Here is a 23,817-nt window from a genome sequence, read left to right as displayed (position 1 = left end):
ACAGTTGTTGTCTCCCATCCCTCACCAGGAGCAGCACCATGAGCCTCAGACTCGGCGACATCGCCCCCGATTTCGAACAGGACTCCAGCGCCGGCAAGATTCGTTTCCACGAATGGCTGGGCGATAGCTGGGGCGTGCTGTTTTCCCATCCGGCGGACTTCACACCGGTGTGCACCACCGAGCTGGGCTTCACCGCCAAGCTCAAGGATGAATTCAGCCAGCGTGGCGTCAAGGCCATCGCGCTGTCGGTCGACCCGGTGGACTCGCACCACAAGTGGATCGAGGACATCAACGAAACCCAGAACACTATCGTCAATTTCCCGATCCTGGCCGATGCCGATCGCAAGGTCTCCGATCTCTACGACCTGATCCACCCGAATGCCAATGACACCCTGACCGTACGTTCACTGTTCGTCATCGATCCGAACAAGAAGATCCGCCTGACCATTACCTACCCGGCCAGCACCGGGCGCAATTTCCACGAGATCCTGCGGGTGATCGACTCGCTGCAGCTCACCGACAATTACAAGGTGGCCACCCCGGCCAACTGGCAGGACGGTGAAGAGGTGGTGATCGTGCCGTCGCTCAAGGACGAAGACGAGATCAAGCAGCGCTTCCCCAAAGGCTATCGCGCGGTGAAGCCGTACCTGCGCCTGACGCCGCAGCCGAACAAATAAGATTTGCGGTGTAGTCACCGCCGCTTTCGCGAGCAGGCTCGCTCCCACATTTGCAATGCATTCCCCTGTGGGAGCGAGCCTGCTCGCGAAGGCGCCAGCCCAGGCACTTGAGAATCCGGAATCACAACGCAGGGGAATTTCGGCCGTTTCGACGGCCTTTTTTTTCGCCTGAAATCTGCTGGACGGCATATCTCTTAAACGCATAACCAAATGAACAAATATGATTTATGGATATATAAATCAACTGGTAAGGTCACTGTCATTGAAGCGAGATCGCAGCCTGCGAATCGCCTGTAACGCTTAAAGGAATCTGCAATGCTGGTCGTCTCACTCGGTGGCAGCCCCAGCCTGCGCTCCCGTTCCGGGGTGCTGCTGGAGCGTTCGCAACGCTGGTTGCAACAGCAAGGGGTGGAAGTGGTGAGTTATCAGGTAAGGGACTTCCCGGCCGAGGATCTGCTCCACGCCCGCTTCGACAGCCCGAAGGTCCTCGACCTGCTGCAACAGATCGAAAATGCCGACGGTTTGCTTATCGCCACGCCGGTGTACAAGGCCTCGTTTTCCGGTGCGCTGAAGACCCTGCTGGATCTGCTCCCCGAGCGTGCCTTGAATCACAAGGTAGTCTTGCCGATGGCTACCGGCGGCAGCATCGCCCACATGCTGGTGGTCGATTACGCCCTCAAGCCTGTGCTGTCGGCACTCAAGGCCCAGGAAATGCTTCAGGGCATTTTCGCCGAGGACAGCCAGATCGCTTATGGCGAAGGCAGTGCCGCCGCGCAACTGGCGCCGGCCCTGGAGCAACGCTTGCACGAGGCCCTGGACCAGTTCATCGGCGCCATGGCGCGCCGGCCGAAACCGTTGGAGCCAGGCCTGCTGAACGAACGTTTGTTGAGTGCTCGCTGGAGCATTTAAGCCTCATCGAAATTTGAAGTACTCGCCTTACTCGCCCGCCAACGGCCAAGCAGGTGCAGCCAAAACCCAACAGCAAAAAGGAGAGCGCTATGCGCACTGTATTTTTGCGTCGTGGTCTGGTCGCTCTGTTTGCTGCGGCTGTCACCTTCGGCGCCATCACCCAAGCTCAAGCCGAGACATTGCGGATCGGTTATCAGAAGTACGGCACGCTGGTGCTGCTCAAAGCCAAAGGCACGCTGGAAAAACGCCTCGCCGCGCAAGGCGTCGACGTGCAATGGACCGAGTTTCCCGGCGGCCCGCAACTGCTCGAAGGCCTCAACGTTGGCTCGATCGATTTCGGCGTGACCGGCGAAACCCCACCGGTTTTCGCTCAAGCTGCCGGCGCTGATCTGCTCTACGTTGCCTACGAACCGCCAGCGCCGAACAGCGAAGCGATCCTCGTGCCGAAGGACTCGCCGATCAAATCGGTGGCCGACCTCAAAGGCAAGAAAGTCGCCCTGAACAAAGGCTCCAACGTGCACTACCTGCTGGTGCGCGCGCTGGAAGACGCCGGCCTCAAGTACAGCGATATTCAGACCGTGTTCCTGCCACCGGCCGATGCCCGCGCTGCGTTCGAACGTGGCAGTGTCGACGCCTGGGTCATCTGGGATCCGTATCAGGCCGCTGCCGAGAAACAACTGCAAGCGCACACCCTGCGCGATGGCAAAGGCATCGTCGACAACCACCAGTTCTATCTCGCGACCAAACCTTACGCGCAGAAAAATCCCGAGGTGATCAAGACCCTCGTGGAAGAGGTGCGCGCGGTTGGTGAATGGTCGCAAGCCAATCCCGAAGACGTGACGCAACAGGTCGCGCCACTGCTTGGCCTGCCGGCGGACATCACCCTGACCTCGGTGAAACGCCAAGGCTACGGCGCGCTGTTCCTGACTCCGGAAGTGGTCGCCGCGCAACAGAAAATCGCCGACACGTTCTTCCAGCTCAAGCTGATTCCCAAGCCGTTGAGCATCAAGGATGTGATCTGGACCCCGCCGGCCGCTGTGGCCCAAAGCTCCCAAGCCCAGTAATTCGAATCCACAAGGAGACCACTCCATGAGCCTCAACATCTTCTGGTTCCTGCCTACCCACGGCGACGGCCATTACCTTGGCACCGCCGAAGGCGCCCGCGCGGTTGATCACGGTTATCTGCAACAGGTCGCGCAAGCGGCGGATCGTCTGGGTTTTGGCGGGGTGCTGATTCCGACCGGGCGTTCCTGCGAAGACTCGTGGCTGGTGGCAGCCTCGCTGATTCCGGTGACCCAGCGTTTGAAATTCCTCGTCGCCCTGCGCCCCGGGATCATTTCCCCGACGGTCGCGGCGCGGCAGGCAGCGACGCTGGATCGTTTGTCCGGCGGGCGTGCGCTGTTCAATCTGGTCACCGGTGGCGACCCGGAGGAATTGGCCGGGGACGGTCTGTTCCTCAACCATGAAGAACGCTATCAAGCCTCGGTGGAATTCACCCGCATCTGGCGTCGTGTGCTGGAAGGCGAAACCGTCGATTACGACGGCGAGCACATCAGCGTCAAAGGCGCCAAGCTGCTCTACCCGCCGATCCAGCAACCGCGTCCGCCGCTGTATTTCGGTGGCTCTTCGGAAGCGGCGCAGGATCTGGCCGCCGAGCAAGTGGAAATGGTCCTGACCTGGGGCGAGCCGCCGGCAGCGGTGGCCGAGAAGATTGCCCAGGTTCGCGCCAAAGCCGCCAGGCTCGGTCGCACCGTACGCTTCGGTATTCGCCTGCATGTGATCGTCCGGGAAACCAACGCTGAAGCCTGGCAAGCGGCGGATCGGCTGATTTCGCATCTGGATGACGACACCATCAAACGTGCCCAGGCTTCGCTGGCGCGCTTCGATTCAGTCGGCCAGCAACGCATGGCCGCGCTGCACGGCGGCAGCCGCGACAACCTTGAAGTCAGCCCGAACCTCTGGGCCGGCGTCGGTCTGGTGCGCGGCGGTGCCGGTACCGCACTGGTCGGTGACGGCCCGACCGTGGCGGCGCGGGTCAAGGAATACGCCGATCTGGGCATCGACACCTTCATCTTCTCCGGTTATCCACACCTCGAAGAGTCGTATCGGGTGGCCGAGCTGCTGTTCCCACACCTCGACGTTGAACGCCCGGAACTGCCGAAGAGCGCCGGCTATGTCAGTCCGTTCGGCGAGATGGTCGCCAACGACATCCTGCCCAAAGCCGCGTCGCAGAGCTGAGGCGCGGCCATGAAGAAAATTATCCACAGCCTCGCGCCCTGGGCGTTGCCGGTGTTGCTGCTGGCGGTGTGGCAGTTGTCGGTGTCGGCCGGTTGGTTGTCGACGCGGATTCTGCCGGCACCGGTGGCGGTGATCGAAGCCGGCGTCAGTCTGGTGCGCAGCGGCGAGATCTGGACCCACCTGGCGATCAGCGGCTGGCGCGCAGCACTCGGTTTCACCATCGGCGGCAGCATCGGTCTGGTGCTGGGTTTCATCACCGGCCTGTCGAAGTGGGGCGAGCGCCTGCTCGACAGCTCGGTGCAGATGATCCGCAACGTGCCGCATCTGGCACTGATTCCGCTGGTGATCCTGTGGTTCGGCATCGACGAGTCAGCGAAGATTTTCCTTGTGGCGCTGGGCACCTTGTTTCCGATTTACCTGAACACTTATCACGGCATCCGCAACGTCGACCCGGCGTTGGTGGAGATGGCGCGCAGTTATGGCCTGAGCGGTTTCAGCCTGTTCTGGCAGGTGATTCTGCCGGGTGCGTTGCCGTCGATTCTGGTCGGCGTGCGCTTCGCGTTGGGCTTCATGTGGCTGACGCTGATCGTCGCTGAAACCATCTCGGCCAGCTCCGGTATCGGTTATCTGGCGATGAACGCTCGAGAGTTCTTGCAGACCGACGTGGTGGTGCTGGCGATCCTGCTTTACGCGGTGCTCGGCAAACTCGCCGACCTCGCCGCCCGTGGACTTGAACGTGTGTGGCTGCGCTGGCACCCGGCCTATCAGGTTGCCAAGGGAGGTGCGGCATGACCGCTCAACAACCTCCACGCTTGTTGCGCGGGATTCCGCTGGCGGTGCGCAACCTGCAAAAAACCTTCGGCGCGCGGCAGGTGCTGCGCGACATCGATCTGCACATTCCGGCGGGGCAGTTTGTCGCCGTGGTCGGGCGCAGCGGTTGTGGCAAGAGCACGTTCTTGCGCTTGCTCGCCGGCCTCGATCAACCCACTGGCGGCGACCTGCTGGCCGGCTCCGCGCCGCTCAGCCAGGCGCGCGACGATACGCGGCTGATGTTCCAGGAAGCGCGGCTGCTGCCGTGGAAAAGGATCATCGACAACGTCGGTCTCGGCCTCAAGGGCAACTGGCGCCAGCAAGCGCTGGATGCACTGGAAGCCGTGGGCCTGGCGGATCGCGCCAATGAATGGCCGGCGGCTTTGTCCGGTGGCCAGAAGCAGCGTGTCGCGCTGGCCCGGGCGCTGATTCATCAGCCGCGCCTGCTGTTGCTCGACGAACCGCTCGGCGCACTGGATGCACTGACCCGCATTGAAATGCAGCAACTGATCGAACGGCTCTGGCAGCAACACGGCTTCACCGTGCTGCTGGTGACCCACGACGTCAGTGAAGCGGTGGCGATTGCCGATCGGGTGATCCTGATCGAGGACGGCGAAGTCGGCCTCGACCTGCACGTCGATCTGCCGCGCCCCAGGGTGCGTGGCTCGCATCGCCTCGCCGCACTGGAAACCGAAGTGCTCAACCGTGTTCTGTCCCTGCCCGGCGAACCGCCGGCGCCGGAACCCGTTTCACCCCTGCCTGCGCAATTGCGCTGGGCGCAATGAAGCAGCTGCAAGCTTCAAGCTACAAGCCGCAAGAACAAGCCTGGTGCTTTTACTTGCAGCTTATAGCTTGCCGCTTGCAGCTCATTTCGATCCTAGGAGAAATGCCATGACTATCAAAGCCATCAACGTGCGCAACCAGTTCAAAGGCTCGATCAAGGAAATCGTCCTCGGCGACGTGCTGTCGGAAATCGACGTGCAGACCGCTTCGGGCATCGTCACTTCGGTGATCACTACACGCTCTGTGAAAGAGTTGGAGTTGGTGGTCGGCAGTGAGGTGATCGCCTTTGTGAAATCCACCGAGGTGTCGATCGCCAAGTTGTAAGCCGATGAACAAAAAACAACCCCGAGGGTGTGAGCCCTGCGGGGTTTTTTGTGCCTGTCGCGGATTCGGCGGCGCGGCTTTCGCGAGCAGGCTCGCTCCCACAGGGGAACGCATTTCAAATGTGGGAGCGAGCCTGCTCGCGAAAGGGCCGGTGCATGCGCTAGAGATTTCTTTTGGGTAAATATGGCGGAAGGTACAACCCGATATAGGCATCAAACACGCGCATCCCTTCCTCAGCCATGCGCGGGGTGATCTGCCCGTGCTGCTGCACCGAACGAGCATAAACCCGGTCGCCCAGCTCCATCGCCAGGGCAAACACATCGACATCGTCCGGCAGCCTCGGCAATTCGAAATGCTGGTCGAACAACTTGTGCATCAGGTCGCCCAGTTCCAGATCGTGCTGGCGGTCAGCCTGGGTCACTTCGGTCAGGCCGTGTTGCGCCAGAATCAATTGCCGCGCGGCCGCATCCTGGTCGTAGATCTCGAGCATGCGCTGTTCGACCAGTCGCGACAGGTCTCGCCAGTCGCGTAACGCGTCGTGGTCGATCCGCGCTTGCAGGCAGGCGCGGAAGGCTGCGTGGACATCGGCGGTCAGGGCTTCAAGCAGCGCCGGGACGCTGGCGAAGAAGTGATATACGGAAGAGGGCGGAATCTGCGCGCGCTCGGCGACGCTGTAGATCGACAGACTGGCCACGCCCTCGGCCGCCAGCAGCGTGCGCGCGGCATCGAGTATCGAATCGATCCGCGCCTGGCTGCGGGCACGGGGTTTGCGAACGGTGGCGGGACGCGTCATGGAAGTCTCCTGCGGGGCAGCGGGCATTGTACGCGGAGCGCCCGGTGTTCGACATTCCTGAGTGGCAGACTGTGGCGGGGGGATTTATCCCCGTTGGGTAGCGAAGCGACCCCAAATCCAGCCAATGCGGTGTATCAGCAAAATCTGGTCATCAGGTTTTACGACTGCTTCGCAGCCGAACGGGGATAAATCCCCTCGCCACAGAATCAATACCCCGCCCTTGTGGGAGCTGGCTTGCCAGCGAACCGCCGCAGGCGGCCATAAAAAAACGCCGTGGGCGCGAAGCCAACGGCGTTCCTTTGGACGTTACAACGCTTACACGGTATGCAGATACCAGTTGTACTCAAGGTCGGAGATGGAGTGTTCGAACTCCTCCAGCTCGCTTTCCTTGCAGGCGACGAAGATATCGATGTACTTCGGATCGATGTACTTGGCCATCACCTCGCTGTCGTCCAGCTCGCGCAGGGCATCGCGCAAGTTGTTCGGCAGGCTCTGCTCGTTTTGTTCGTAGCTGTTGCCTTCGACAGGCGCGCCCGGTTCGATCTGGTTGACCAGACCGTGGTGCACGCCGGCCAGTACCGAAGCCATCAGCAGGTACGGGTTGGCGTCCGCGCCGGCCACGCGGTGCTCGATACGTACGGCATCGGCAGAGCCGGTCGGTACGCGAATCGCCACGGTGCGGTTGTCCAGGCCCCAGCACGGCGAGTTCGGTACGTAGAACTGCGCGCCGAAGCGACGGTAGGAATTGACGTTCGGGCAGAGGAAAGCCATCTGCGCCGGCAGGGTCTCGAGCACACCGCCGATCGCGTGACGCAGCGCGGCGTTCTGCTCGGGATCCTCGCTGGCAAAAATATTTTTGCCGGCTTTGTCCAGAATCGAAATGTGTACGTGCAGACCATTGCCCGCCTGGCCCGGATACGGCTTGGCCATGAAGGTGGTGTCCATTTCATGGTCGTAGGCGATGTTCTTGATCAGACGCTTGAGCAGGACGGCGTAGTCGCAGGCCTTGATCGGGTCGGCGACGTGGTGCAGGTTCACTTCGAACTGCGCCGGGGCACTTTCCTTGACGATCGCATCGGCCGGGATGCCTTGCTCTTTGGCACCTTCCAGAATGTCCTGGAGGCAGTCGACGTATTCGTCGAGGTCGTCGATCAGGTAGACCTGCGTCGAGTGCGGGCGTTTGCCGGAGATCGGCGAGCGTGGCGGCTGCGGACGGCCGTTCACGTTTTCCTGGTCGATCAGGTAGAACTCGAGTTCGAAGGCGGCGCAGATGGTCAGGCCGAGCTCGTCGAACTTGGTCACCACCTGGCGCAGCACTTCACGGGGATCGGCGAAGAACGGATCGCCTTCGAGTTCGTGCATGGTCATCAACAGCTGCGCGGTCGGGCGCTTCTGCCATGGCTCGTTGCACAGGGTATCGGGGATCGGATAGCAGATGCGATCGGCGTCGCCGATGTCCAGGCCCAGCCCGGTGCTTTCCACCGTGGAGCCGTTGATATCCAGAGCAAATAGAGAGGCCGGCAGGTTTATGCCTTTCTCGTAAACCTTGTGGAGGCTGGTGCGTTCGATGCGCTTGCCGCGCACCACACCATTCATATCCGCAATCAGAAGGTCAACGTACAGAACCTCAGGATGTTCCTTAAGGAACGCGTTCGCTTCGTTAAGCTGAACGGCACGCGGGGGTACCGACATGATGCAACACCTTTGTTGTTAAAAATATCAATCATTGATCTTTTCTGGTTTCAGTCAACCCGAACGGCCTGCCGAAGTCAAGCGAGGCCTTTTTTGCCCCGAAAAAGCGCTTTGAGGGCATTTATGGGGCACTTTGGGGCGTTTTTTCAAACCTTGAACGTTGCTCAGCTGCGGGCTTGAGCAGGCCGTGTTGTATTTTTTACGGGGGTGTTGTGGAAAAAAATGAACAAGGCTAAGCTCCGGTCAAACCCATAACAGCAATAATACCGGGGTGCTTCATGTCTCGCCTGCCGTTAATCGGCATCACCGACTGCTCGCAACAGTCCGGTCTGCATGCTCATCACATCAGTGGCGATCAATCCGTCCCTAGCGCAGCCAGCAAGGCGCGCAGCCTGTCGACGACACGCTCGTCAACATCCGGCAAAACGGCAGCGTCCGATATTCTGGATGTCGGGCACAGCATCCGCTTTATGGCGTCTCCTTCCACTATAGAACTCTTTCCCTCCCAAAGCCCGTGCCGCACTCAGCGTCATGCTTGTGATTCTGCACGTTTGCAAAGTGCACGGGAAATGCAACGCCAGCGTCAAGGGCAGGTAAGCTCCTCTTTCATTGTCTATGCGCGGTGCCAGGCGTAAGCCGGCACTGCGCGAGCAAGCCCCCTTCAACGCGACGCCGCAAGCGTCAAAATTGCCTGACATCGCGTCAGGAGACTCAGCCCAGAGGCATTTATGAGTAACAACCTCGACCAGCTCACCGATTGGTTGAAAGACCGCAAGATCACAGAAGTCGAATGCATGATCGGCGACTTGACCGGTATTACCCGGGGCAAGATTTCGCCGACCAACAAGTTCATCGCCGAGAAAGGCATGCGTCTGCCGGAGAGCGTGCTGCTGCAGACCGTGACCGGCGACTACGTCGAAGACGACATCTATTACGAACTGCTCGACCCGGCCGACATCGACATGATCTGCCGCCCCGACCAGAACGCCGTGTACCTGGTGCCTTGGGCCATCGAGCCGACTGCGCAGGTGATCCACGACACCTACGACAAGCAAGGCAACCCGATCGAGCTGTCGCCGCGCAACGTCCTCAAGAAAGTCTTGAAGCTGTATGCCGACAAGGGCTGGCAGCCGATCGTCGCGCCGGAAATGGAGTTCTACCTGACCAAGCGCAGCGACGACCCCGACTATCCGTTGCAGCCGCCGATCGGCCGCTCGGGCCGTCCGGAAATCGGCCGGCAGTCGTTCTCCATTGAAGCGGCCAACGAATTCGACCCACTGTTCGAAGACGTCTACGACTGGTGCGAATTGCAGGAGCTGGACCTCGATACGCTGATCCACGAAGACGGCACGGCGCAGATGGAAATCAACTTCCGTCACGGTGACGCCCTGTCGCTGGCCGATCAGATTCTGGTGTTCAAGCGCACCATGCGCGAAGCCGCGCTCAAGCACGACGTAGCGGCGACGTTCATGGCCAAGCCAATGACCGGTGAGCCGGGCAGCGCCATGCACCTGCACCAGAGCATCATCGACATTCAGACCGGCAAGAACGTCTTCTCCAACGAAGACGGAACCATGAGTCAACTATTCCTGCACCACATCGGTGGCTTGCAGAAACTGATCCCCGAGCTGTTGCCGCTGTTCGCACCGAACGTCAACTCGTTCCGCCGCTTCCTCCCGGACACTTCGGCACCGGTAAACGTCGAGTGGGGCGAAGAGAACCGTACCGTCGGCCTGCGCGTACCGGATGCCGGCCCGCAGAACCGCCGCGTGGAAAACCGCCTGCCGGGCGCCGACGCCAACCCGTACCTGGCGATCGCTGCAAGCCTGCTCTGCGGCTACATCGGCATGGTCGAGGGCCTGAACCCGAGCGCGCCAGTGGTCGGCCGTGGTTACGAGCGCCGCAACCTGCGCCTGCCGCTGACCATCGAGGACGCGCTGGAGCGCATGGAAAACAGCGCGACCATCGAGAAGTACCTCGGCAAAACCTTCATCACCGGCTACGTCGCGGTCAAGCGGGCCGAGCATGAAAACTTCAAGCGCGTGATCAGTTCCTGGGAGCGTGAGTACCTGCTCTTCGCCGTCTGATACGCCGGGCGCGGCGGCCAGCCGTCGCGCCTTCACCGATAACAAGGAGAATTGGCATGACCAGCAACAACCCGCAAACCCGTGAGTGGCAAGCGCTGAGCAGCGAACACCACCTGGCCCCGTTCAGCGACTTCAAGCAACTGAAAGAGAAAGGCCCGCGGATCATCACCAACGCCAAGGGCGTGTATCTGTGGGACAGCGAAGGCAACAAGATCCTCGACGGCATGGCGGGCCTCTGGTGCGTGGCGATCGGTTACGGTCGCGATGAACTGGCCGATGCCGCCGCCAGACAGATGCGCGAACTGCCGTACTACAACCTGTTCTTCCAGACCGCCCACCCGCCGGCGCTGGAACTGGCCAAGGCGATTGCCGACGTGGCGCCGGAAGGCATGAACCACGTGTTCTTCACCGGCTCCGGCTCCGAAGGCAACGACACCATGTTGCGCATGGTCCGTCACTACTGGGCGATCAAAGGCCAGCCGAACAAGAAAGTCATCATCAGCCGCAAGAACGGTTATCACGGTTCGACCGTGGCCGGCGCGAGCCTCGGCGGCATGACTTATATGCACGAGCAGGGCGATTTGCCGATCCCGGGCATCGTCCACATCGCCCAGCCGTACTGGTTCGCCGAAGGCGGTGACATGTCGCCGGAAGAGTTCGGCATCTGGGCGGCCAATCAGCTCGAAGAGAAGATTCTCGAGGTCGGCGTCGACAACGTCGGTGCCTTTATTGCCGAGCCGATCCAGGGTGCCGGTGGCGTAATCATTCCGCCCGATACCTACTGGCCGCGCATCAAGGAGATCCTCGCCAAGTACGACATCCTTTTCGTTGCCGATGAAGTGATCTGCGGTTTTGGCCGTACCGGTGAGTGGTTCGGTAGCGATTTCTACGACCTCAAACCCGACATGATGACCATCGCCAAGGGCCTGACCTCCGGCTACATCCCGATGGGCGGGTTGATCGTGCGTGATTCGGTGGTGGCCGTGCTCAATGAAGGCGGCGATTTCAACCACGGCTTCACTTACTCCGGGCACCCGGTGGCAGCAGCGGTGGGCCTGGAAAACATCCGCATCCTGCGCGACGAAAAAATTATCGAGAACGCCCACAACGAAACGGCACCGTATTTGCAGAAACGTCTGCGCGAGCTGAACGATCACCCGTTGGTGGGTGAAGTTCGCGGCGTCGGTCTGTTGGGGGCGATCGAGCTGGTGCAGGACAAGGCCACGCGCAAGCGTTACGAGGGCAAGGGCGTCGGCATGATTTGCCGGCAGTTCTGCTTCGACAACGGCCTGATCATGCGCGCGGTGGGCGACACCATGATCATTGCGCCGCCGCTGGTGATCAGCAAAGCGGAGATCGATGAGCTGGTTACAAAGGCACGCAAGTGTCTGGACCTGACCCTCGGTGCGCTGCAGGCCTAGGTGCTAGGCTTTGAGCGGGGGAGCTGCGGCGCACTCGCTCAAAGCTGTCAGAAAGGCTGGTCTTTTGTTGAAAGACCGCCTCGGATCTTGCCAGACTAGCCGCGGTTCCAGTTGTCCGGGTTCGGCCGCTGAACAAAGTGGTTCAAAAAAGAAAAATTTGGAGCATGACGCATGAAGGCATTAGGTAAAAAGCTAGCTGGCAAGACTCTGCTCGCGCTGTCCATGGCGGGCATGATGGCGGGTGCGGTGCACGCGGACGACAAGGTGCTGCACGTCTACAACTGGTCCGACTACATCGCGCCGGACACCGTGGCCAACTTCGAGAAAGCCACCGGGATCAAAGTCGTCTACGACGTCTTCGACAGTAACGAAACCCTGGAAGCCAAGCTGCTGGCCGGCAAGTCCGGTTATGACATCGTGGTGCCTTCCAACAATTTCCTCGCCAAGCAGATCAAGGCCGGGGTTTACCAGGAGCTGGACAAGTCCAAGCTGCCAAACTGGAAAAACCTCGACGAAGACCTGCTGAAGGCCGTTGGCGATGCCAGCGACCAAGGCAACAAGCACGCCTTCCCGTACATGTGGGGCTCGATCGGCATCGGCTACAACCCGGCCAAGGTCAAGGCTGCACTGGGCATCGACAAGATCGATTCGTGGGACGTGGTGTTCAAGCCGGAAAACATCGAGAAACTCAAAAGCTGCGGCGTGAGCTTCCTCGATGCGCCGACCGAAATGATTCCGGCGGCATTGCACTATCTGGGCAAGCCGACCAACAGCAAGGACAAGGCTGATCTGAAAGCCGCCGAAGACCTGTTCCTGAAGATCCGTCCTTCGGTCGCCTACTTCCACTCGTCCAAGTACATCTCCGACCTTGCCAACGGCAACATCTGCGTCGCCGTCGGTTACTCGGGTGACCTGGAGCAATCCAAGACCCGCGCTCAGGAAGCCGGTGACAAGGTCAAACTGGCCTACACCATTCCAAAGGAAGGCGCCGGTACTTTCTACGACATGGTCGCCATTCCCAAGGATGCCGAAAACGTCGAAGCCGCCTACAAGTTCATGAACTACCTGCTGGAGCCGCAAGTGATGGCCGGCATCACCAACGCCGTGCGTTTCCCGAACGGCAACAAGGCGGCGACGCCTCTGGTGGACAAGGACATCACCAGCGACCCGAGCATCTACCCGTCGGCTGAAGTGAAGAAGCAGCTCTATGCGATCAGCGATCTGGACGCCGCCACGCTGCGCCTGATCACCCGCAGCTGGACCAAGATCAAATCGGGCAAATAAGCCGGTTTGTCGCCACAACCACTGGCCGTCGTCGCCGCGACGGCGGCCAGCGGATAATTAAATGACAGAAAGTTTTGCTGGATCGGTTTTTCGAGGGTAAGTTGCGCGCCGGTTTTGTTGTCGGGCAGCCATGGCTGTCATGCAGCGCGGGGCAACTTGGGCCCAATCAATTTAGAGGACCTCCACTTGCCTGTATTTTCTTCTTTGCGCAAAGCCCTGCTGGCCGCTGCCGGCCTGACAATCGCTGTCGGAGCCCAGGCCGCCGGTACGGTGCATATTTATAACTGGTCCGATTACATCGGCGAGTCGACCCTGGCCGACTTCGAGAAAGAGACCGGGATCAAACCGGTCTACGACGTCTTCGACTCCAACGAAACCCTGGAAGGCAAGCTGCTCGCCGGGCGCACCGGTTACGACGTGGTCGTGCCGTCGAACCACTTCCTTGGCAAGCAGATCAAGGCGGGCGCGTTCCAGAAGCTCGACAAGGCGCAGCTGCCCAATTATTCCAACCTCGACCCGGTGCTGCTCAAGCGCCTGGAGCAGAACGATCCCGGCAACCTCTACGCCGTGCCGTATCTGTGGGGCACCAACGGCATTGGCTACAACGTCGACAAGGTCAAGGCTGTGCTGGACATCGACAAGATCGATTCCTGGGCCGTGCTGTTCGAACCGGAAAACATCAAGAAGCTGCACAGCTGCGGTGTCGCGTTCCTCGATTCGGCTGATGAAATGATGCCGACCATGCTCAATTACCTGGGCTTGAACGCCAACAGCACCAACACCAAGGACTACGAAAAAGCCACCGCCAAGCTGCTCGCGGTGCGTCCATACGTGACCTATTTCCACTCCTCGAAATACATCGGCGATCTGGCCAACGGCGACATCTGCGTGGCCATCGGTTTCTCCGGCGACATCTTCCAGGCGAAGAACCGTGCCGAGGAAGCGAAGAAGGGCGTCAACATCGCCTACTCGATTCCGAAAGAGGGCGGCGCGCTGTGGTTCGACATGCTGGCGATCCCCAAGGACTCGTCCAACGTCAAGGAAGCCCACGCCTTCATCAATTATTTGCTGAAACCTGAGGTGATCGCCCAGGTCAGTGATTACGTCGGTTACGCCAACCCCAACCCGGGTTCGGACAAGCTGATGGAACAATCCATTCGCACCGATGAAGCGGTTTACCCACCGCAAGCAGTCCTCGACAAGACCTACGTGTCGACCGAGTTGCCAGCCAATATTCAGCGTTTGATGACCCGCAACTGGACCAAGGTCAAGTCGGGCAAATAACGCACAAACTATCCAGGGTTCGTCTTGCGTGGCGAACTGCTGCTTCTGTTGGGAGTTTCGTAAATGGCAGTTGCCTCCGGCGCCTACAAGAAAGCCCTCGAGGGCGACCAGACACCAAAACAGGTGCTGGTCAAAATCGACCGGGTCACGAAGAAGTTCGACGAGACGATTGCCGTGGACGACGTGTCCCTGGAAATCAAGAAGGGCGAGATTTTCGCCCTGCTCGGCGGTTCGGGATCGGGCAAATCCACCTTGCTACGGATGCTGGCAGGCTTCGAACGGCCCACGGAAGGGCGGATTTTCCTCGACGGCGTCGACATCACCGACATGCCGCCGTACGACCGTCCGATCAATATGATGTTTCAGTCCTACGCCCTGTTCCCGCACATGACCGTGGCGCAGAACATCGCCTTCGGCCTGCAGCAGGACAAGATTCCCAAGGCCGAGATCGACGCCCGTGTGGCCGAGATGCTCAAACTTGTGCAGATGAGCCAGTACGCCAAGCGCAAGCCGCATCAACTGTCCGGCGGCCAGCGTCAGCGCGTGGCCCTGGCCCGTTCGCTGGCCAAGCGGCCGAAGCTGTTGCTGCTCGACGAACCGATGGGCGCACTGGACAAGAAACTGCGTTCGCAGATGCAGCTGGAACTGGTGGAAATCATCGAGCGCGTCGGCGTGACCTGCGTGATGGTGACCCACGACCAGGAAGAGGCCATGACCATGGCCGAGCGCATCGCGATCATGCACCTGGGCTGGATCGCCCAGATCGGCAGCCCGATCGACATCTACGAAACCCCGACCAGCCGTCTGGTCTGTGAATTCATCGGCAACGTCAACATTTTCGAAGGCGAAGTGATCGACGACGCCGAAGGCCACGCGACCATCACCTGCAAGGACCTCGACCGGCAGATCTACGTCGGCCACGGCATCAGCACCTCGGTGCAGGACAAGTCCGTAACCTACGCGATTCGTCCCGAGAAGCTGCTGGTCACCGCCGACATGCCGACCTGCGAATACAACTGGTCGAGCGGCAAGGTCCACGACATCGCCTATCTGGGCGGGCACTCGGTGTTCTACGTCGAATTGCCGAGCGGCAAACTGGTGCAGTCGTTCGTCGCCAACGCCGAACGTCGCGGCGCGCGTCCGACCTGGGGCGATCAGGTCTACGTGTGGTGGGAAGACGACAGCGGCGTGGTACTTCGCTCATGAACATGCGCAAATTCAAACGCCGCATGAACCGAATCATCCCCAATGGCCGGCAAATGGTCATCGGGGTGCCGTTCATCTGGCTGTTCCTGTTCTTCATGCTGCCGTTCTTCATCGTTCTGAAGATCAGTTTCGCCGAAGCCGACGTGGCGATCCCGCCATACACCGAGATCTACACCTACGCCGAGCAGAAGCTGCAACTGCTGCTGAACCTGGGCAACTACGCGATGCTCGGCGACGACGAGCTGTACATCGCCGCCTATCTCGGCTCGCTGAAAATGGCTTTTATCAGCACTGTGCTCTGCCTGCTGATCGGTTACCCGATGGCCTATGCCATCGCCAGTGCGCGCAAAGAGCTGCAAACGGTGCTGGTGCTGCTGATCATGATGCCGACCTGGACCGCGATCCTGATCCGCGTCTACGCGTGGATGGGCATCCTCAGCAACAACGGCCTGCTTAACGGATTCCTGATGAGCATGGGCCTGATCGACGAGCCGCTGCAGATCCTCAACACCAACCTCGCAGTGTACATCGGCGTGGTCTATTCGTACCTGCCGTTCATGATCCTGCCGCTGTATGCCAACCTGGTCAAACATGACCAGAGCCTGCTGGAAGCCGCGTCGGACCTGGGTTCGAGCACCTTCAACAGCTTCTGGAAAATCACCATTCCGCTGTCCAAGAACGGCATCATTGCCGGCTGCATGCTGGTGTTCATTCCGGTGGTCGGCGAGTTCGTGATTCCGGAGCTGCTTGGCGGTCCGGAAACCCTGATGATCGGTAAGGTGCTCTGGCAAGAATTCTTCAACAACCGTGACTGGCCGGTGGCGTCCGCGCTGGCGGTGGTAATGCTGGCGATCCTGATTGTGCCGATCATTCTGTTCAACCGCAGTCAGGCCAAGGAAATGGAGGGTAAAGAATGAAGCGCTTCCGTTTCTCCAGCCTGATGCTGGTACTGGGGCTGATTTTTATCTATCTGCCGATGCTGATCCTGGTGATCTACTCGTTCAACGCCTCGAAACTGGTGACGGTGTGGGGCGGCTGGTCGATCAAGTGGTACGTCGGCCTGCTCGACAACTCGCAACTGATGGGTTCGGTTCTACGCTCGCTGGAAATCGCCTGCTACACCGCGGTTGCTGCAGTGGCACTGGGTACGCTGGCGGCGTTCGTGCTGACGCGCATCACCCACTTCAAGGGCCGCACGCTGTTTGGCGGCCTGGTGACTGCGCCGTTGGTGATGCCGGAAGTGATCACCGGTCTGTCGCTGTTGCTGCTGTTCGTGGCCATGGCGCAGATGATCGGCTGGCCGCAGGAGCGCGGCATCGTCACCATCTGGATCGCCCACACCACGTTCTGTGCGGCGTATGTGGCGGTGGTGGTGTCGGCGCGCTTGCGTGAGCTGGACCTGTCGATCGAAGAGGCGGCGATGGACTTGGGCGCGCGGCCGTGGAAGGTGTTCTTCCTGATCACCATCCCGATGATCGCGCCGTCGCTGGCGGCGGGCGGGATGATGTCGTTCGCGCTGTCGCTGGATGACCTGGTGCTGGCGAGCTTCGTTTCCGGCCCGGGTTCGACGACCCTGCCGATGGAAGTGTTCTCGGCGGTGCGCCTTGGTGTGAAACCCGAGATCAACGCCGTGGCCAGCCTGATTCTGCTGGCAGTGTCGCTGGTGACCTTCCTCGTCTGGTTCTTCAGCCGCCGCGCCGAAGAAGCCCGCAAGAAAGCCATCCAGCAAGCCATCGAAGAAAGCGCTGCCGATTCATGGAAGCAACCGGACGCGCGACGCGCGCCTGCGCCGCAGACTGTGTGAGCCGACGGGTTGGTCTCATTTGCGAGGCCAACCCAAATCAAAATGTGGGAGCGGGCTTTTGTGGTGAGGGGATTTATCCCCGATGGACTGCGCAGCAGGCCTGTTTTTTTGGGGTCGCTTCGCAACCCAACGGGGATAAATCCCCTCGCCACAGGGCCCAGTTCCAAATCTGGTTTTAAGCAGTCCAGGGAGACTTGCGGATGACCTCAACAAAGTTCATCGGCCGAAACCCCGGCTCCTGATCCACCAGCACATCAGTCTTCACATTGCCAAACGTCGTCTGCGGGCGATGGCGCAAGCCATCGGCGAACGCGTAGATGATGCATTCCTTGAAACCCTCCCCACGCGGATGCGCATGCACCACGGCTTCGCGCTGCACGCTGCTGAACGCCGCGTAATCGATGCCCAGCACGTCCATCTCCACCCCGGCGGTCACCAGTGCTACGGTCGGGCGCAGATGCCTGGGCACGCCCGGCGTGGTGTGCAACGCGATCGACAGCCAGACTTGCTCGATGTCGTCGTCGCTCAGCCCGTACGGCTTGAGAAAGGCTGCGGCGGCATTTGCGCCGTCCACTTCGAAGCGCTCGTCATCGCTGCGATGGCCTGCGACCAGACCAAGGTCGTGGAACATTGCGCCGACGTACAGCAGCTCCCGGTTATAGGCCAGTTGCTGGCGCTCGCCGCTCAAGGCGCCGAACAGAAACACCCGGCGCGAGTGGTGATAAAGCAGGTCGGATTCGATGTCGCGAATGTACTCGGTGGTGGCCCGGGCGAGGGCGCTGTCAGGGATCTTGATGCCGGCGATGGTGCTGGTCATAACGGTTTCCTCGTCGAAAACGCCGTCGTGGCGCTGCTGGGAAAAGTCTGTTCCCCGCGCGCCAAGCGAACAATCGAGTCATGGCTGCGATCCTTGCCAATCCGCCTGCAAATCGTGCCAAGCTCACTTGTCGGGTGTGGGACCGGCAAGGGTGGCTCGATCAACAAGCCCGGCACGGCCCATGTGGGAGCGAGCCTGCTCGCGAAGGCAGTGTGTCATTCGACAGCTATGTTGCGGGTGATGGCCTCTTCGCGAGCATGCTCGCTCCCACAGGTTTGTGTGTTTGTCACAGGTATTGAGGACGTTTGAGCCATGAACAAATCCGTCGCCATTGTGGTGTTCCCCGGCGTGCAGTCACTGGACGTCAGCGGCCCCATGGACGTGTTCGCCGAAGCCAACCGCTTCCTCGCGCCGCAGGATCACTATCGCTTGCAAGTGATCGGCGTCGAGCACGGGCCGATGGCCTGTTCCAACGGAATGAGCCTGAACGCCCACTGCCACTTCAGCCAGGCAACGGACAGCCCTGACCTGTTGCTGGTCGCCGGCGGCCCGCAATTGCCATTCATGGATTTCGGCCCCACGTTCGATGCCTGGCTGCGTGAAGCCTGTGGCCGCGCCCGGCGTTGCGGCTCGATCTGCAACGGCGCATTCATGCTCGCCCGCGCCGGTTTGCTGGAAGGGCGCACTGTCACCACGCACTGGAACGATGCCGGGGCGTTGGCGCATTTGTGCCCGACCACGCGGGTCGAGGCGGACCGCCTGTACGTCGAGGATGGCGCGCTCTACACCTCGGCCGGGGTCACGGCGGGCATCGATCTGGCGCTGTACCTGCTGGCGCGCGACCACGGTGCCGAGGTGGCGCTGAGTGTGGCGAAACGGCTGGTGGTGTTCACCCAGCGCTCGGGCGGGCAATCGCAGTTCAGCCCGTTCCTCACACCGCATGCCGAGCCGACGTCAGCGGTGGCGTTGGTGCAGTTGTATGTGCTGGCCAATCTCACCGGCGACCTGACGATTGCCGATCTGGCCAATGCGGCGAACATGAGTGCGCGCAATTTTTCCCGGGTGTTCACGCGGGAAGCGAAAGTGACCCCGGCGGAGTTTGTCGAACGGGCGCGGGTGGATGCGGCGCGGGTGATGCTGGAAAGCACCACGGCGCCCCTGAAAACCGTGGCGTATCAGTGCGGGTTTCGTGATGCGCAGCATATGCGCAGTGTGTTCAACCGGCGGCTTGGGGTGACGCCGCAGCAGTTTCGGATGAATTTTGCGCTGAATGTTTGATCCGGGCTTGAGCTCGAAAGCCCTCACCCCAGCCCTCTCCCAGAGGGAGAGGGAGGCGATTGCAGTGTCTGGCGTGTTACATCGACCTGAAAGACCTTATCGATTATGGATTCGGCGCCAATCTTTCACGTCGGCGTTTCTCATGAATATCCCCCAATCGGTCCCCTCTCCCTCTGGCAGAGGGCTAGGGTGAGGGGCTCTTCAGGGCTTGCGCGCCGGCAACAGCTTCAACGTACTGCGCGTATTCGCCAGCACCTCTTCCTCACTGAAATGCGCCTGCACATAGATACCCTCCACATACGCCTCGGCCTGGTCGTCATAGTGACTGTCCAGCGGCACGCCGCTCTGGCCGACCGGGTTGATCGTCAAGCCATGAACCGGATCGGCGAAATCCACCAGACGTCGCGTCGACGGTCCATAGGTCACCGGCCATGGCGCCGGGCCGATCTTCGCCGAGAGGTTGTTCGGCACTTCGTGGCTGCCCGGCGCTGCGAACGGGCCGACGTTGAACAGGCGATCCAGCGGCTTCTGCTGCCCCAGTGGATGGCCGTGAGTCAGGGTGTGCGCCGCGCCCCACTGCCAACCCGCTACATCCTCGTCGAGGGTCAGTTTCAGATGCGCCATGCTTGCCGCCCACGCCGTGCGCACGACATCGGCGCGGGTTTCTTTGGCTGGCGTGCTGCGATTGTCCCACCACGGTGAGTCCGCCTTGGCCGCCAGGCGTGGCAGCGCGGAGTCGATCACCCGCGTCGACAGCAGTGTCTCGAAGAAGTCATTGCCCAACTCATCGCGCATCGCCGCATCGGCAAGGTCGTAGAGGAACTGGTTGAACACCGTCGCGCTGATCGAATTCAGCGGATAGTCGCCAGGCCACTGCGCCAGTTGCTCGACCAGTTTCAGTTGCGCCGGATCACTGACCACCTCACGCAATACCGGCAACAGCGGCGCCAACAGGCGCGGGCCGTAACCGGTCGCCGTGCCCAGCTGCAGTTTCTGGTTGGCCTCGTTGCTCCACTTCACCCGGTTGTCGCTGAGCTGACGGTCAAGCTGCTGACCACGATCGGCAAGGTTGTAATAACCGGGAATCTCCATGCCGGTCGGCGACACGGGCTGGAAGTTGGCCGAGACGATATAGCCGCGCGCCGGGTTCTCTTCCTGCGGGTTGGCGCTGAACGGGTAATAGCCGTCCTTGTCCGCCTCGGGCGTGCTGCCGTCGAGAATGAAGCCCGGCTTCACCCCGGCCGGGCGTTTGGGCAGCAGGGCCGAGGCCCACCAGGCGATATCGCCTTTGGCGTTGGCGTACACCAGATTCAGGCCCGGCGCCTGGACTTTCGCCGCCGCGGCGCGGGCCTTGGCCAGGGTATCGGCGCGGTTCAGTTGGTAGAAGCCGTCGAGGATCGGGTTGGGTGTTTCGAGGAAGGCCCACCACATCGCGATCGGTGTTTTGCCTGCGGCCGTACCTAGTGCATCGTTGACAATCGGTCCATGCGGCGACTGACGCAAGGTGATCGTCACCGGCGCCTGGCCTTTCACATTGATCTGCTGCTCGCTGACGAGCAGGTCGGTCCACTGGCCGCGATACCAGACCTGATTGGGGTTGTCCGGGTTGACCTTCTCGGCGATCAGGTCGAGATCGTCGTTCTGGAACATGGTCAGGCTCCAGCCGAAATCGAGGTTGTGTCCCAGAAACGCGAACGGCACCAGCGCCTGATGATGGCCGTACAACTCGAAACCCGGCGCCGACAGCTGCGCCTCGTACCACACCGACGGCACCGAAAAGCGAATATGCGGATCGCCGGCCAGCAACGGCTTGCCACTCTGGCTGCGGCTGCCGGCAATCACCCAGGCGTTGCTGCCTTCGAACTGCGGCAGGCCGTTGTCGATCAGTGCCTGTTCGCTGAGGCGGGCGAGGGCGGTGAGGTCTTTCCAGTCGCCAGCGGCAAGTGTCGGCGCTTGTTTGGCGTAACTGTTGACCAGCACGCCTTTGGCCTGCCAGTCGAGATCAAACACATTGAGGTAATCGGCGCCGAGCTGATCGCGCACGTAGGTCAGCAATGGCTCGGTGCGAAACGCGGCGGCAAAGCTGTAGGCCATGTAACCGGCGACGCTGATGCTGTCCTCGGCCGTGAACGGCCGCTTGGGGATGCCTAGCACGTCGAACTCGATCGGCGCGGCGTGGCTGTCCTGATATTGGTTGATGCCATCCAGATAGGCTTGCAGGCCCTTCCATGCCGGCGACTGTTTGTCGAGGCTGGCGACGTAACTGGCCGCGCGCTCGCGAATGCGCAGGCTGCGAAACAGTTTGTCGGTATCGAGCAGTTTCGGCCCGAGCACTTCGGCCAGTTCACCGCGGGCGAGGCGGCGCATGGCTTCCATCTGGAACAGGCGGTCCTGCGCGTGCACATAACCGAGGGCGCGATAGAGGTCGGTTTCGTTCTCGGCGCGGATATGCGGCACACCGCGCTCGTCATAGCGCACGGTCACTGAGCCTTGCAGGTTGCGCAACTCGACCTGGCCCTGGCGCGTCGGCTGCTTGCTGTAGATATAGCCGCCGGCGGCGCCGAGCAGGACAACGATGAGCAACGCAACGACGATCAACGCACGCTTCATGGTGACTCCTTGTGCAGGCGGGAAGGCCGCCCGTCGGGCTGCAAACATTTAGCACAGAGCATCTGTGTGGTGCAGCGCTGTCCTTGAAAAGTCCGGAATGCCTTACTTCGCGTCCGCCGGCCACGGGCAATAACACCCCACCGCCAGCGTATGCGTGGCATTGACCGGGCGATCTTCCGTCAGGGCATGCAGGATCGGTTCGATAAAGCTGTTGCTGGAGTTGCAGGTCAGGCCTTCGCTGTACGGGCCGAAGTAGGCCAATTTGCCGCTACGATCCCAGATCGCCACGGCGGGGCTGGCGGGGATCTGTTCGGAGCCGGGCAGGACGATGATGGTTTTCAGGCTGGCGAGGGTGGCGGGTAACTGGCCGTGGCTGCCGGGCTTTTGCACGGCGAAGAACTCCACGCCGCGGGCGCCGAACTGTTCGACCATCTCGCTCAGGTGCTGTTGATTGCCGACGTTGCATGGGCAGGCCGGGTCCCAGAAGTGCACCAACCGGATATTGCCCGGCCCGGCGAGGTTGTCCGGCAGGCGCAGCGGGTCGCCGGAAAATACGGCGGTGTGTTCGCTGAACGCGCGAAGGTAGCGGCCCTGAAACCAGTCATATGCCGCCCACAGCACCCCGGCGCAGATCAGCGCGAGCAGGCTGGCGAACAGTGCGGTGCGGTAGGGCGAACGCATGGTTTTCGATCCTCGAAAGGCCGGCTAGCTTGCCATGTCTGCCTCTACAGATGAATATCGCAGGCCGATAAAGTCCGTTTCCCGCTCTGGAATACCCGCATGCCTGATACTTTCGACCCCGATCATTTACGCGCGAGCCTCAAGCCGTTGGCCGAGTGGCAGCCGTTATCGGATGAGGCGAAGGCTTATCAGCGCTTCTACAAGACCGACTTTGCCGAGCGCGATGTCTGGCGCGGCATGGGCCGTTTCGAGGTCGATGGCTACGAGCTGGTCAGCCATTGCTGGTGGCCGGAGAAGGTCAAGGCGACGCTGTTTCTGCTGCACGGTTACTACGATCACATCGGCCTGTACCGGCATGTGATCGAGTGGGCGCTGGATCAGGATTTTGCCGTGATCGCCTGCGACCTGCCGGGGCACGGATTGTCGAGCGGGCCACGGGCGAGCATTCGTGATTTCGCTGAATACCAGCATATGTTGCAGGCGCTGTTTGCTGAAGCGAGCTCGATCGCGCTGCCACAGCCTTGGCATTTGTGCGGGCAGAGCACCGGTGGCGCGATTGTCGTCGATCATCTGCTCAATCATGGCGAGAACAGCCCGGCGCAAGGGCAAGTGATTCTGCTGGCGCCGCTGGTGCGACCAAGGGCGTGGGGCTGGTCGCAGCTGAGTTATTACCTGCTGCGGCCGTTTGTACGCGGGGTCGCGCGACGCTTCAGCGAGAACTCCAACGATCCGGATTTTCTGCCGTTTCTGCAGGCCGATCCGTTACAGCCAAGGCGCCTGCCGACGAAATGGGTGGGCGCGCTTTCACGCTGGATCATCCGCGTCGAGCACGCGAAAAAAAGCCCGCGGCGGCCGCTGATCGTTCAGGGGCAGGCGGACATGACTGTCGACTGGCAGCACAATCTGCAGGTATTGAAATGGAAATTCGACCGGCCGCAGATTCTGCTGTTGGCCGAGGCACGGCATCACCTGGCCAATGAAACGGCGGAGATGCGTGAGGAGTATTTCGAATTCTTGAGCAAGCGGATCAGGGGCCGGAATCTCTAATGCCTGGGAGGGCCTCTTCGCGAGCAGGCTCGCTCCCACAGTGGAATGCATTACAACCTGTGGAAGCGAGCC

At 60.9% G+C, this 23,817-nt stretch carries 21 protein-coding genes and 1 pseudogene; 17 read left to right on the top strand and 5 right to left on the bottom strand.

Annotated features, from left to right (window positions below):
- Positions 1 to 38: 38 nt before the first annotated feature.
- From PspCFBP13508_RS10085 to PspCFBP13508_RS10055, 7 genes are all read left to right on the top strand, one after another.
- Positions 39 to 677, top strand: coding sequence for a peroxiredoxin (locus PspCFBP13508_RS10085; protein WP_024014725.1), 639 nt, complete (start codon positions 39 to 41; stop codon positions 675 to 677).
- 315 nt (positions 678 to 992) lie between these two features.
- Positions 993 to 1,586: an NADPH-dependent FMN reductase gene (gene ssuE, locus PspCFBP13508_RS10080; RefSeq protein ID WP_137214356.1), complete on the top strand. Its 594-nt coding sequence runs from the start codon at positions 993 to 995 to the stop codon at positions 1,584 to 1,586.
- 89 nt (positions 1,587 to 1,675) lie between these two features.
- Positions 1,676 to 2,650 carry a sulfonate ABC transporter substrate-binding protein gene (locus PspCFBP13508_RS10075; protein ID WP_110644464.1) on the top strand — a complete coding sequence of 325 codons (975 nt, stop codon included), beginning with the start codon at positions 1,676 to 1,678 and terminating at the stop codon, positions 2,648 to 2,650.
- 25 nt (positions 2,651 to 2,675) lie between these two features.
- The gene (gene ssuD / locus PspCFBP13508_RS10070; protein WP_137214355.1) at positions 2,676 to 3,824 is read left to right on the top strand and encodes an FMNH2-dependent alkanesulfonate monooxygenase; all 1,149 of its coding nucleotides are present in this window, start codon (positions 2,676 to 2,678) and stop codon (positions 3,822 to 3,824) included.
- Positions 3,825 to 3,833: 9 nt separating this feature from the next.
- Positions 3,834 to 4,616 (top strand): aliphatic sulfonate ABC transporter permease SsuC, encoded by a 783-nt coding sequence (gene ssuC / locus PspCFBP13508_RS10065; protein WP_003229260.1) that lies wholly within the window; start codon positions 3,834 to 3,836, stop codon positions 4,614 to 4,616.
- Entirely contained in the window at positions 4,613 to 5,419 is an 807-nt protein-coding gene (gene ssuB / locus PspCFBP13508_RS10060) for an aliphatic sulfonates ABC transporter ATP-binding protein (protein WP_137214354.1), read from the top strand. Before ssuC ends, ssuB begins: the two co-directional genes overlap by 4 nt.
- 106 nt (positions 5,420 to 5,525) lie before the next feature.
- Positions 5,526 to 5,741 (top strand): TOBE domain-containing protein, encoded by a 216-nt coding sequence (locus PspCFBP13508_RS10055; protein WP_003229256.1) that lies wholly within the window; start codon positions 5,526 to 5,528, stop codon positions 5,739 to 5,741.
- A 160-nt stretch (positions 5,742 to 5,901) separates the two neighbouring features.
- Here the strand turns inward: PspCFBP13508_RS10055 and PspCFBP13508_RS10050 are convergent, their stop codons facing one another.
- Both PspCFBP13508_RS10050 and PspCFBP13508_RS10045 read right to left on the bottom strand, forming a co-directional pair.
- A complete protein-coding gene (locus PspCFBP13508_RS10050; RefSeq protein WP_137214353.1) occupies positions 5,902 to 6,534 on the bottom strand; it encodes a TetR/AcrR family transcriptional regulator in 633 nt (210 codons plus the stop codon).
- A 315-nt stretch (positions 6,535 to 6,849) separates the two neighbouring features.
- On the bottom strand, positions 6,850 to 8,226 hold the full coding sequence (locus PspCFBP13508_RS10045; protein ID WP_039757469.1) for a glutamine synthetase family protein: 1,377 nt from the start codon (positions 8,224 to 8,226) through the stop codon (positions 6,850 to 6,852).
- Between the two features lie 278 nt (positions 8,227 to 8,504).
- Between PspCFBP13508_RS10045 and PspCFBP13508_RS27625 the strand changes: the two are divergent.
- The 8 genes and pseudogenes from PspCFBP13508_RS27625 to PspCFBP13508_RS10010 all read left to right on the top strand — a co-directional run.
- Positions 8,505 to 8,621: pseudogene (locus PspCFBP13508_RS27625) on the top strand (gamma-glutamyl-gamma-aminobutyrate hydrolase family protein); the annotation flags it as partial.
- Between the two features lie 333 nt (positions 8,622 to 8,954).
- Positions 8,955 to 10,313 carry a glutamine synthetase family protein gene (locus PspCFBP13508_RS10040; RefSeq protein WP_016772658.1) on the top strand — a complete coding sequence of 453 codons (1,359 nt, stop codon included), beginning with the start codon at positions 8,955 to 8,957 and terminating at the stop codon, positions 10,311 to 10,313.
- 56 nt (positions 10,314 to 10,369) lie between these two features.
- Positions 10,370 to 11,734, top strand: a complete 1,365-nt coding sequence (locus PspCFBP13508_RS10035; protein WP_137214352.1) for an aspartate aminotransferase family protein — start codon at positions 10,370 to 10,372, stop codon at positions 11,732 to 11,734.
- 171 nt (positions 11,735 to 11,905) lie between these two features.
- Positions 11,906 to 13,018 (top strand): polyamine ABC transporter substrate-binding protein, encoded by a 1,113-nt coding sequence (locus tag PspCFBP13508_RS10030; protein WP_039757472.1) that lies wholly within the window; start codon positions 11,906 to 11,908, stop codon positions 13,016 to 13,018.
- A 186-nt stretch (positions 13,019 to 13,204) separates the two neighbouring features.
- The gene (locus PspCFBP13508_RS10025) at positions 13,205 to 14,302 is read left to right on the top strand and encodes a polyamine ABC transporter substrate-binding protein (RefSeq protein ID WP_137214351.1); all 1,098 of its coding nucleotides are present in this window, start codon (positions 13,205 to 13,207) and stop codon (positions 14,300 to 14,302) included.
- Positions 14,303 to 14,365: 63 nt separating this feature from the next.
- A complete protein-coding gene (gene potA, locus PspCFBP13508_RS10020; protein ID WP_016772662.1) occupies positions 14,366 to 15,508 on the top strand; it encodes a polyamine ABC transporter ATP-binding protein in 1,143 nt (380 codons plus the stop codon).
- A 35-nt stretch (positions 15,509 to 15,543) separates the two neighbouring features.
- Positions 15,544 to 16,425 carry an ABC transporter permease subunit gene (locus PspCFBP13508_RS10015; RefSeq protein ID WP_178083722.1) on the top strand — a complete coding sequence of 294 codons (882 nt, stop codon included), beginning with the start codon at positions 15,544 to 15,546 and terminating at the stop codon, positions 16,423 to 16,425.
- On the top strand, positions 16,422 to 17,312 hold the full coding sequence (locus PspCFBP13508_RS10010) for an ABC transporter permease subunit (RefSeq protein ID WP_122748323.1): 891 nt from the start codon (positions 16,422 to 16,424) through the stop codon (positions 17,310 to 17,312). Before PspCFBP13508_RS10015 ends, PspCFBP13508_RS10010 begins: the two co-directional genes overlap by 4 nt.
- Before the next feature lie 175 nt (positions 17,313 to 17,487).
- Here PspCFBP13508_RS10010 and PspCFBP13508_RS10005 read toward each other — a convergent pair whose 3' ends face one another.
- Positions 17,488 to 18,129 (bottom strand): HD domain-containing protein, encoded by a 642-nt coding sequence (locus PspCFBP13508_RS10005; RefSeq protein WP_137214350.1) that lies wholly within the window; start codon positions 18,127 to 18,129, stop codon positions 17,488 to 17,490.
- Positions 18,130 to 18,441: 312 nt separating this feature from the next.
- Between PspCFBP13508_RS10005 and PspCFBP13508_RS10000 the strand changes: the two genes are divergently transcribed.
- Complete coding sequence (locus PspCFBP13508_RS10000; RefSeq protein ID WP_137214349.1) at positions 18,442 to 19,407, top strand: GlxA family transcriptional regulator; 966 nt, start codon at positions 18,442 to 18,444, stop codon at positions 19,405 to 19,407.
- Positions 19,408 to 19,608: 201 nt separating this feature from the next.
- Here the strand turns inward: PspCFBP13508_RS10000 and PspCFBP13508_RS09995 are convergent, their stop codons facing one another.
- The gene (locus tag PspCFBP13508_RS09995) at positions 19,609 to 22,017 is read right to left on the bottom strand and encodes a penicillin acylase family protein (RefSeq protein WP_137214348.1); all 2,409 of its coding nucleotides are present in this window, start codon (positions 22,015 to 22,017) and stop codon (positions 19,609 to 19,611) included.
- Positions 22,018 to 22,119: 102 nt separating this feature from the next.
- Entirely contained in the window at positions 22,120 to 22,698 is a 579-nt protein-coding gene (locus PspCFBP13508_RS09990; protein ID WP_137214347.1) for a DUF6436 domain-containing protein, read from the bottom strand.
- A gap of 99 nt (positions 22,699 to 22,797) precedes the next feature.
- Between PspCFBP13508_RS09990 and PspCFBP13508_RS09985 the strand changes: the two genes are divergently transcribed.
- Positions 22,798 to 23,745: an alpha/beta hydrolase gene (locus PspCFBP13508_RS09985; RefSeq protein ID WP_137214346.1), complete on the top strand. Its 948-nt coding sequence runs from the start codon at positions 22,798 to 22,800 to the stop codon at positions 23,743 to 23,745.
- Positions 23,746 to 23,817 lie beyond the last annotated feature (72 nt).

The sequence above is a fragment of the Pseudomonas sp. CFBP13508 genome (genome assembly GCF_005233515.1).
Taxonomy (GTDB): domain Bacteria; phylum Pseudomonadota; class Gammaproteobacteria; order Pseudomonadales; family Pseudomonadaceae; genus Aquipseudomonas; species Aquipseudomonas mercuritolerans.
This window is presented reverse-complemented; position numbering and strand designations above follow the sequence as displayed.

Excerpts from the sequence above, each read along its gene's own strand:
- PspCFBP13508_RS10030 (WP_039757472.1), top strand. The coding sequence starts at position 11,906 with ATGAAGGCATTAGGTAAAAAGCTAGCTGGCAAGACTCTGCTCGCGCTG.
- PspCFBP13508_RS09995 (WP_137214348.1), bottom strand. The coding sequence starts at position 22,017 with ATGAAGCGTGCGTTGATCGTCGTTGCGTTGCTCATCGTTGTCCTGCTC.
- PspCFBP13508_RS09985 (WP_137214346.1), top strand. The coding sequence starts at position 22,798 with ATGCCTGATACTTTCGACCCCGATCATTTACGCGCGAGCCTCAAGCCG.
- ssuE (WP_137214356.1), top strand. The coding sequence starts at position 993 with ATGCTGGTCGTCTCACTCGGTGGCAGCCCCAGCCTGCGCTCCCGTTCC.
- PspCFBP13508_RS10035 (WP_137214352.1), top strand. The coding sequence starts at position 10,370 with ATGACCAGCAACAACCCGCAAACCCGTGAGTGGCAAGCGCTGAGCAGC.
- PspCFBP13508_RS10005 (WP_137214350.1), bottom strand. The coding sequence starts at position 18,129 with ATGACCAGCACCATCGCCGGCATCAAGATCCCTGACAGCGCCCTCGCC.
- ssuC (WP_003229260.1), top strand. The coding sequence starts at position 3,834 with ATGAAGAAAATTATCCACAGCCTCGCGCCCTGGGCGTTGCCGGTGTTG.
- potA (WP_016772662.1), top strand. The coding sequence starts at position 14,366 with ATGGCAGTTGCCTCCGGCGCCTACAAGAAAGCCCTCGAGGGCGACCAG.
- PspCFBP13508_RS10075 (WP_110644464.1), top strand. The coding sequence starts at position 1,676 with ATGCGCACTGTATTTTTGCGTCGTGGTCTGGTCGCTCTGTTTGCTGCG.
- ssuD (WP_137214355.1), top strand. The coding sequence starts at position 2,676 with ATGAGCCTCAACATCTTCTGGTTCCTGCCTACCCACGGCGACGGCCAT.
- PspCFBP13508_RS10010 (WP_122748323.1), top strand. The coding sequence starts at position 16,422 with ATGAAGCGCTTCCGTTTCTCCAGCCTGATGCTGGTACTGGGGCTGATT.
- PspCFBP13508_RS09990 (WP_137214347.1), bottom strand. The coding sequence starts at position 22,698 with ATGCGTTCGCCCTACCGCACCGCACTGTTCGCCAGCCTGCTCGCGCTG.
- ssuB (WP_137214354.1), top strand. The coding sequence starts at position 4,613 with ATGACCGCTCAACAACCTCCACGCTTGTTGCGCGGGATTCCGCTGGCG.
- PspCFBP13508_RS10000 (WP_137214349.1), top strand. The coding sequence starts at position 18,442 with ATGAACAAATCCGTCGCCATTGTGGTGTTCCCCGGCGTGCAGTCACTG.
- PspCFBP13508_RS10045 (WP_039757469.1), bottom strand. The coding sequence starts at position 8,226 with ATGTCGGTACCCCCGCGTGCCGTTCAGCTTAACGAAGCGAACGCGTTC.
- PspCFBP13508_RS10050 (WP_137214353.1), bottom strand. The coding sequence starts at position 6,534 with ATGACGCGTCCCGCCACCGTTCGCAAACCCCGTGCCCGCAGCCAGGCG.
- PspCFBP13508_RS10040 (WP_016772658.1), top strand. The coding sequence starts at position 8,955 with ATGAGTAACAACCTCGACCAGCTCACCGATTGGTTGAAAGACCGCAAG.
- PspCFBP13508_RS10085 (WP_024014725.1), top strand. The coding sequence starts at position 39 with ATGAGCCTCAGACTCGGCGACATCGCCCCCGATTTCGAACAGGACTCC.
- PspCFBP13508_RS10055 (WP_003229256.1), top strand. The coding sequence starts at position 5,526 with ATGACTATCAAAGCCATCAACGTGCGCAACCAGTTCAAAGGCTCGATC.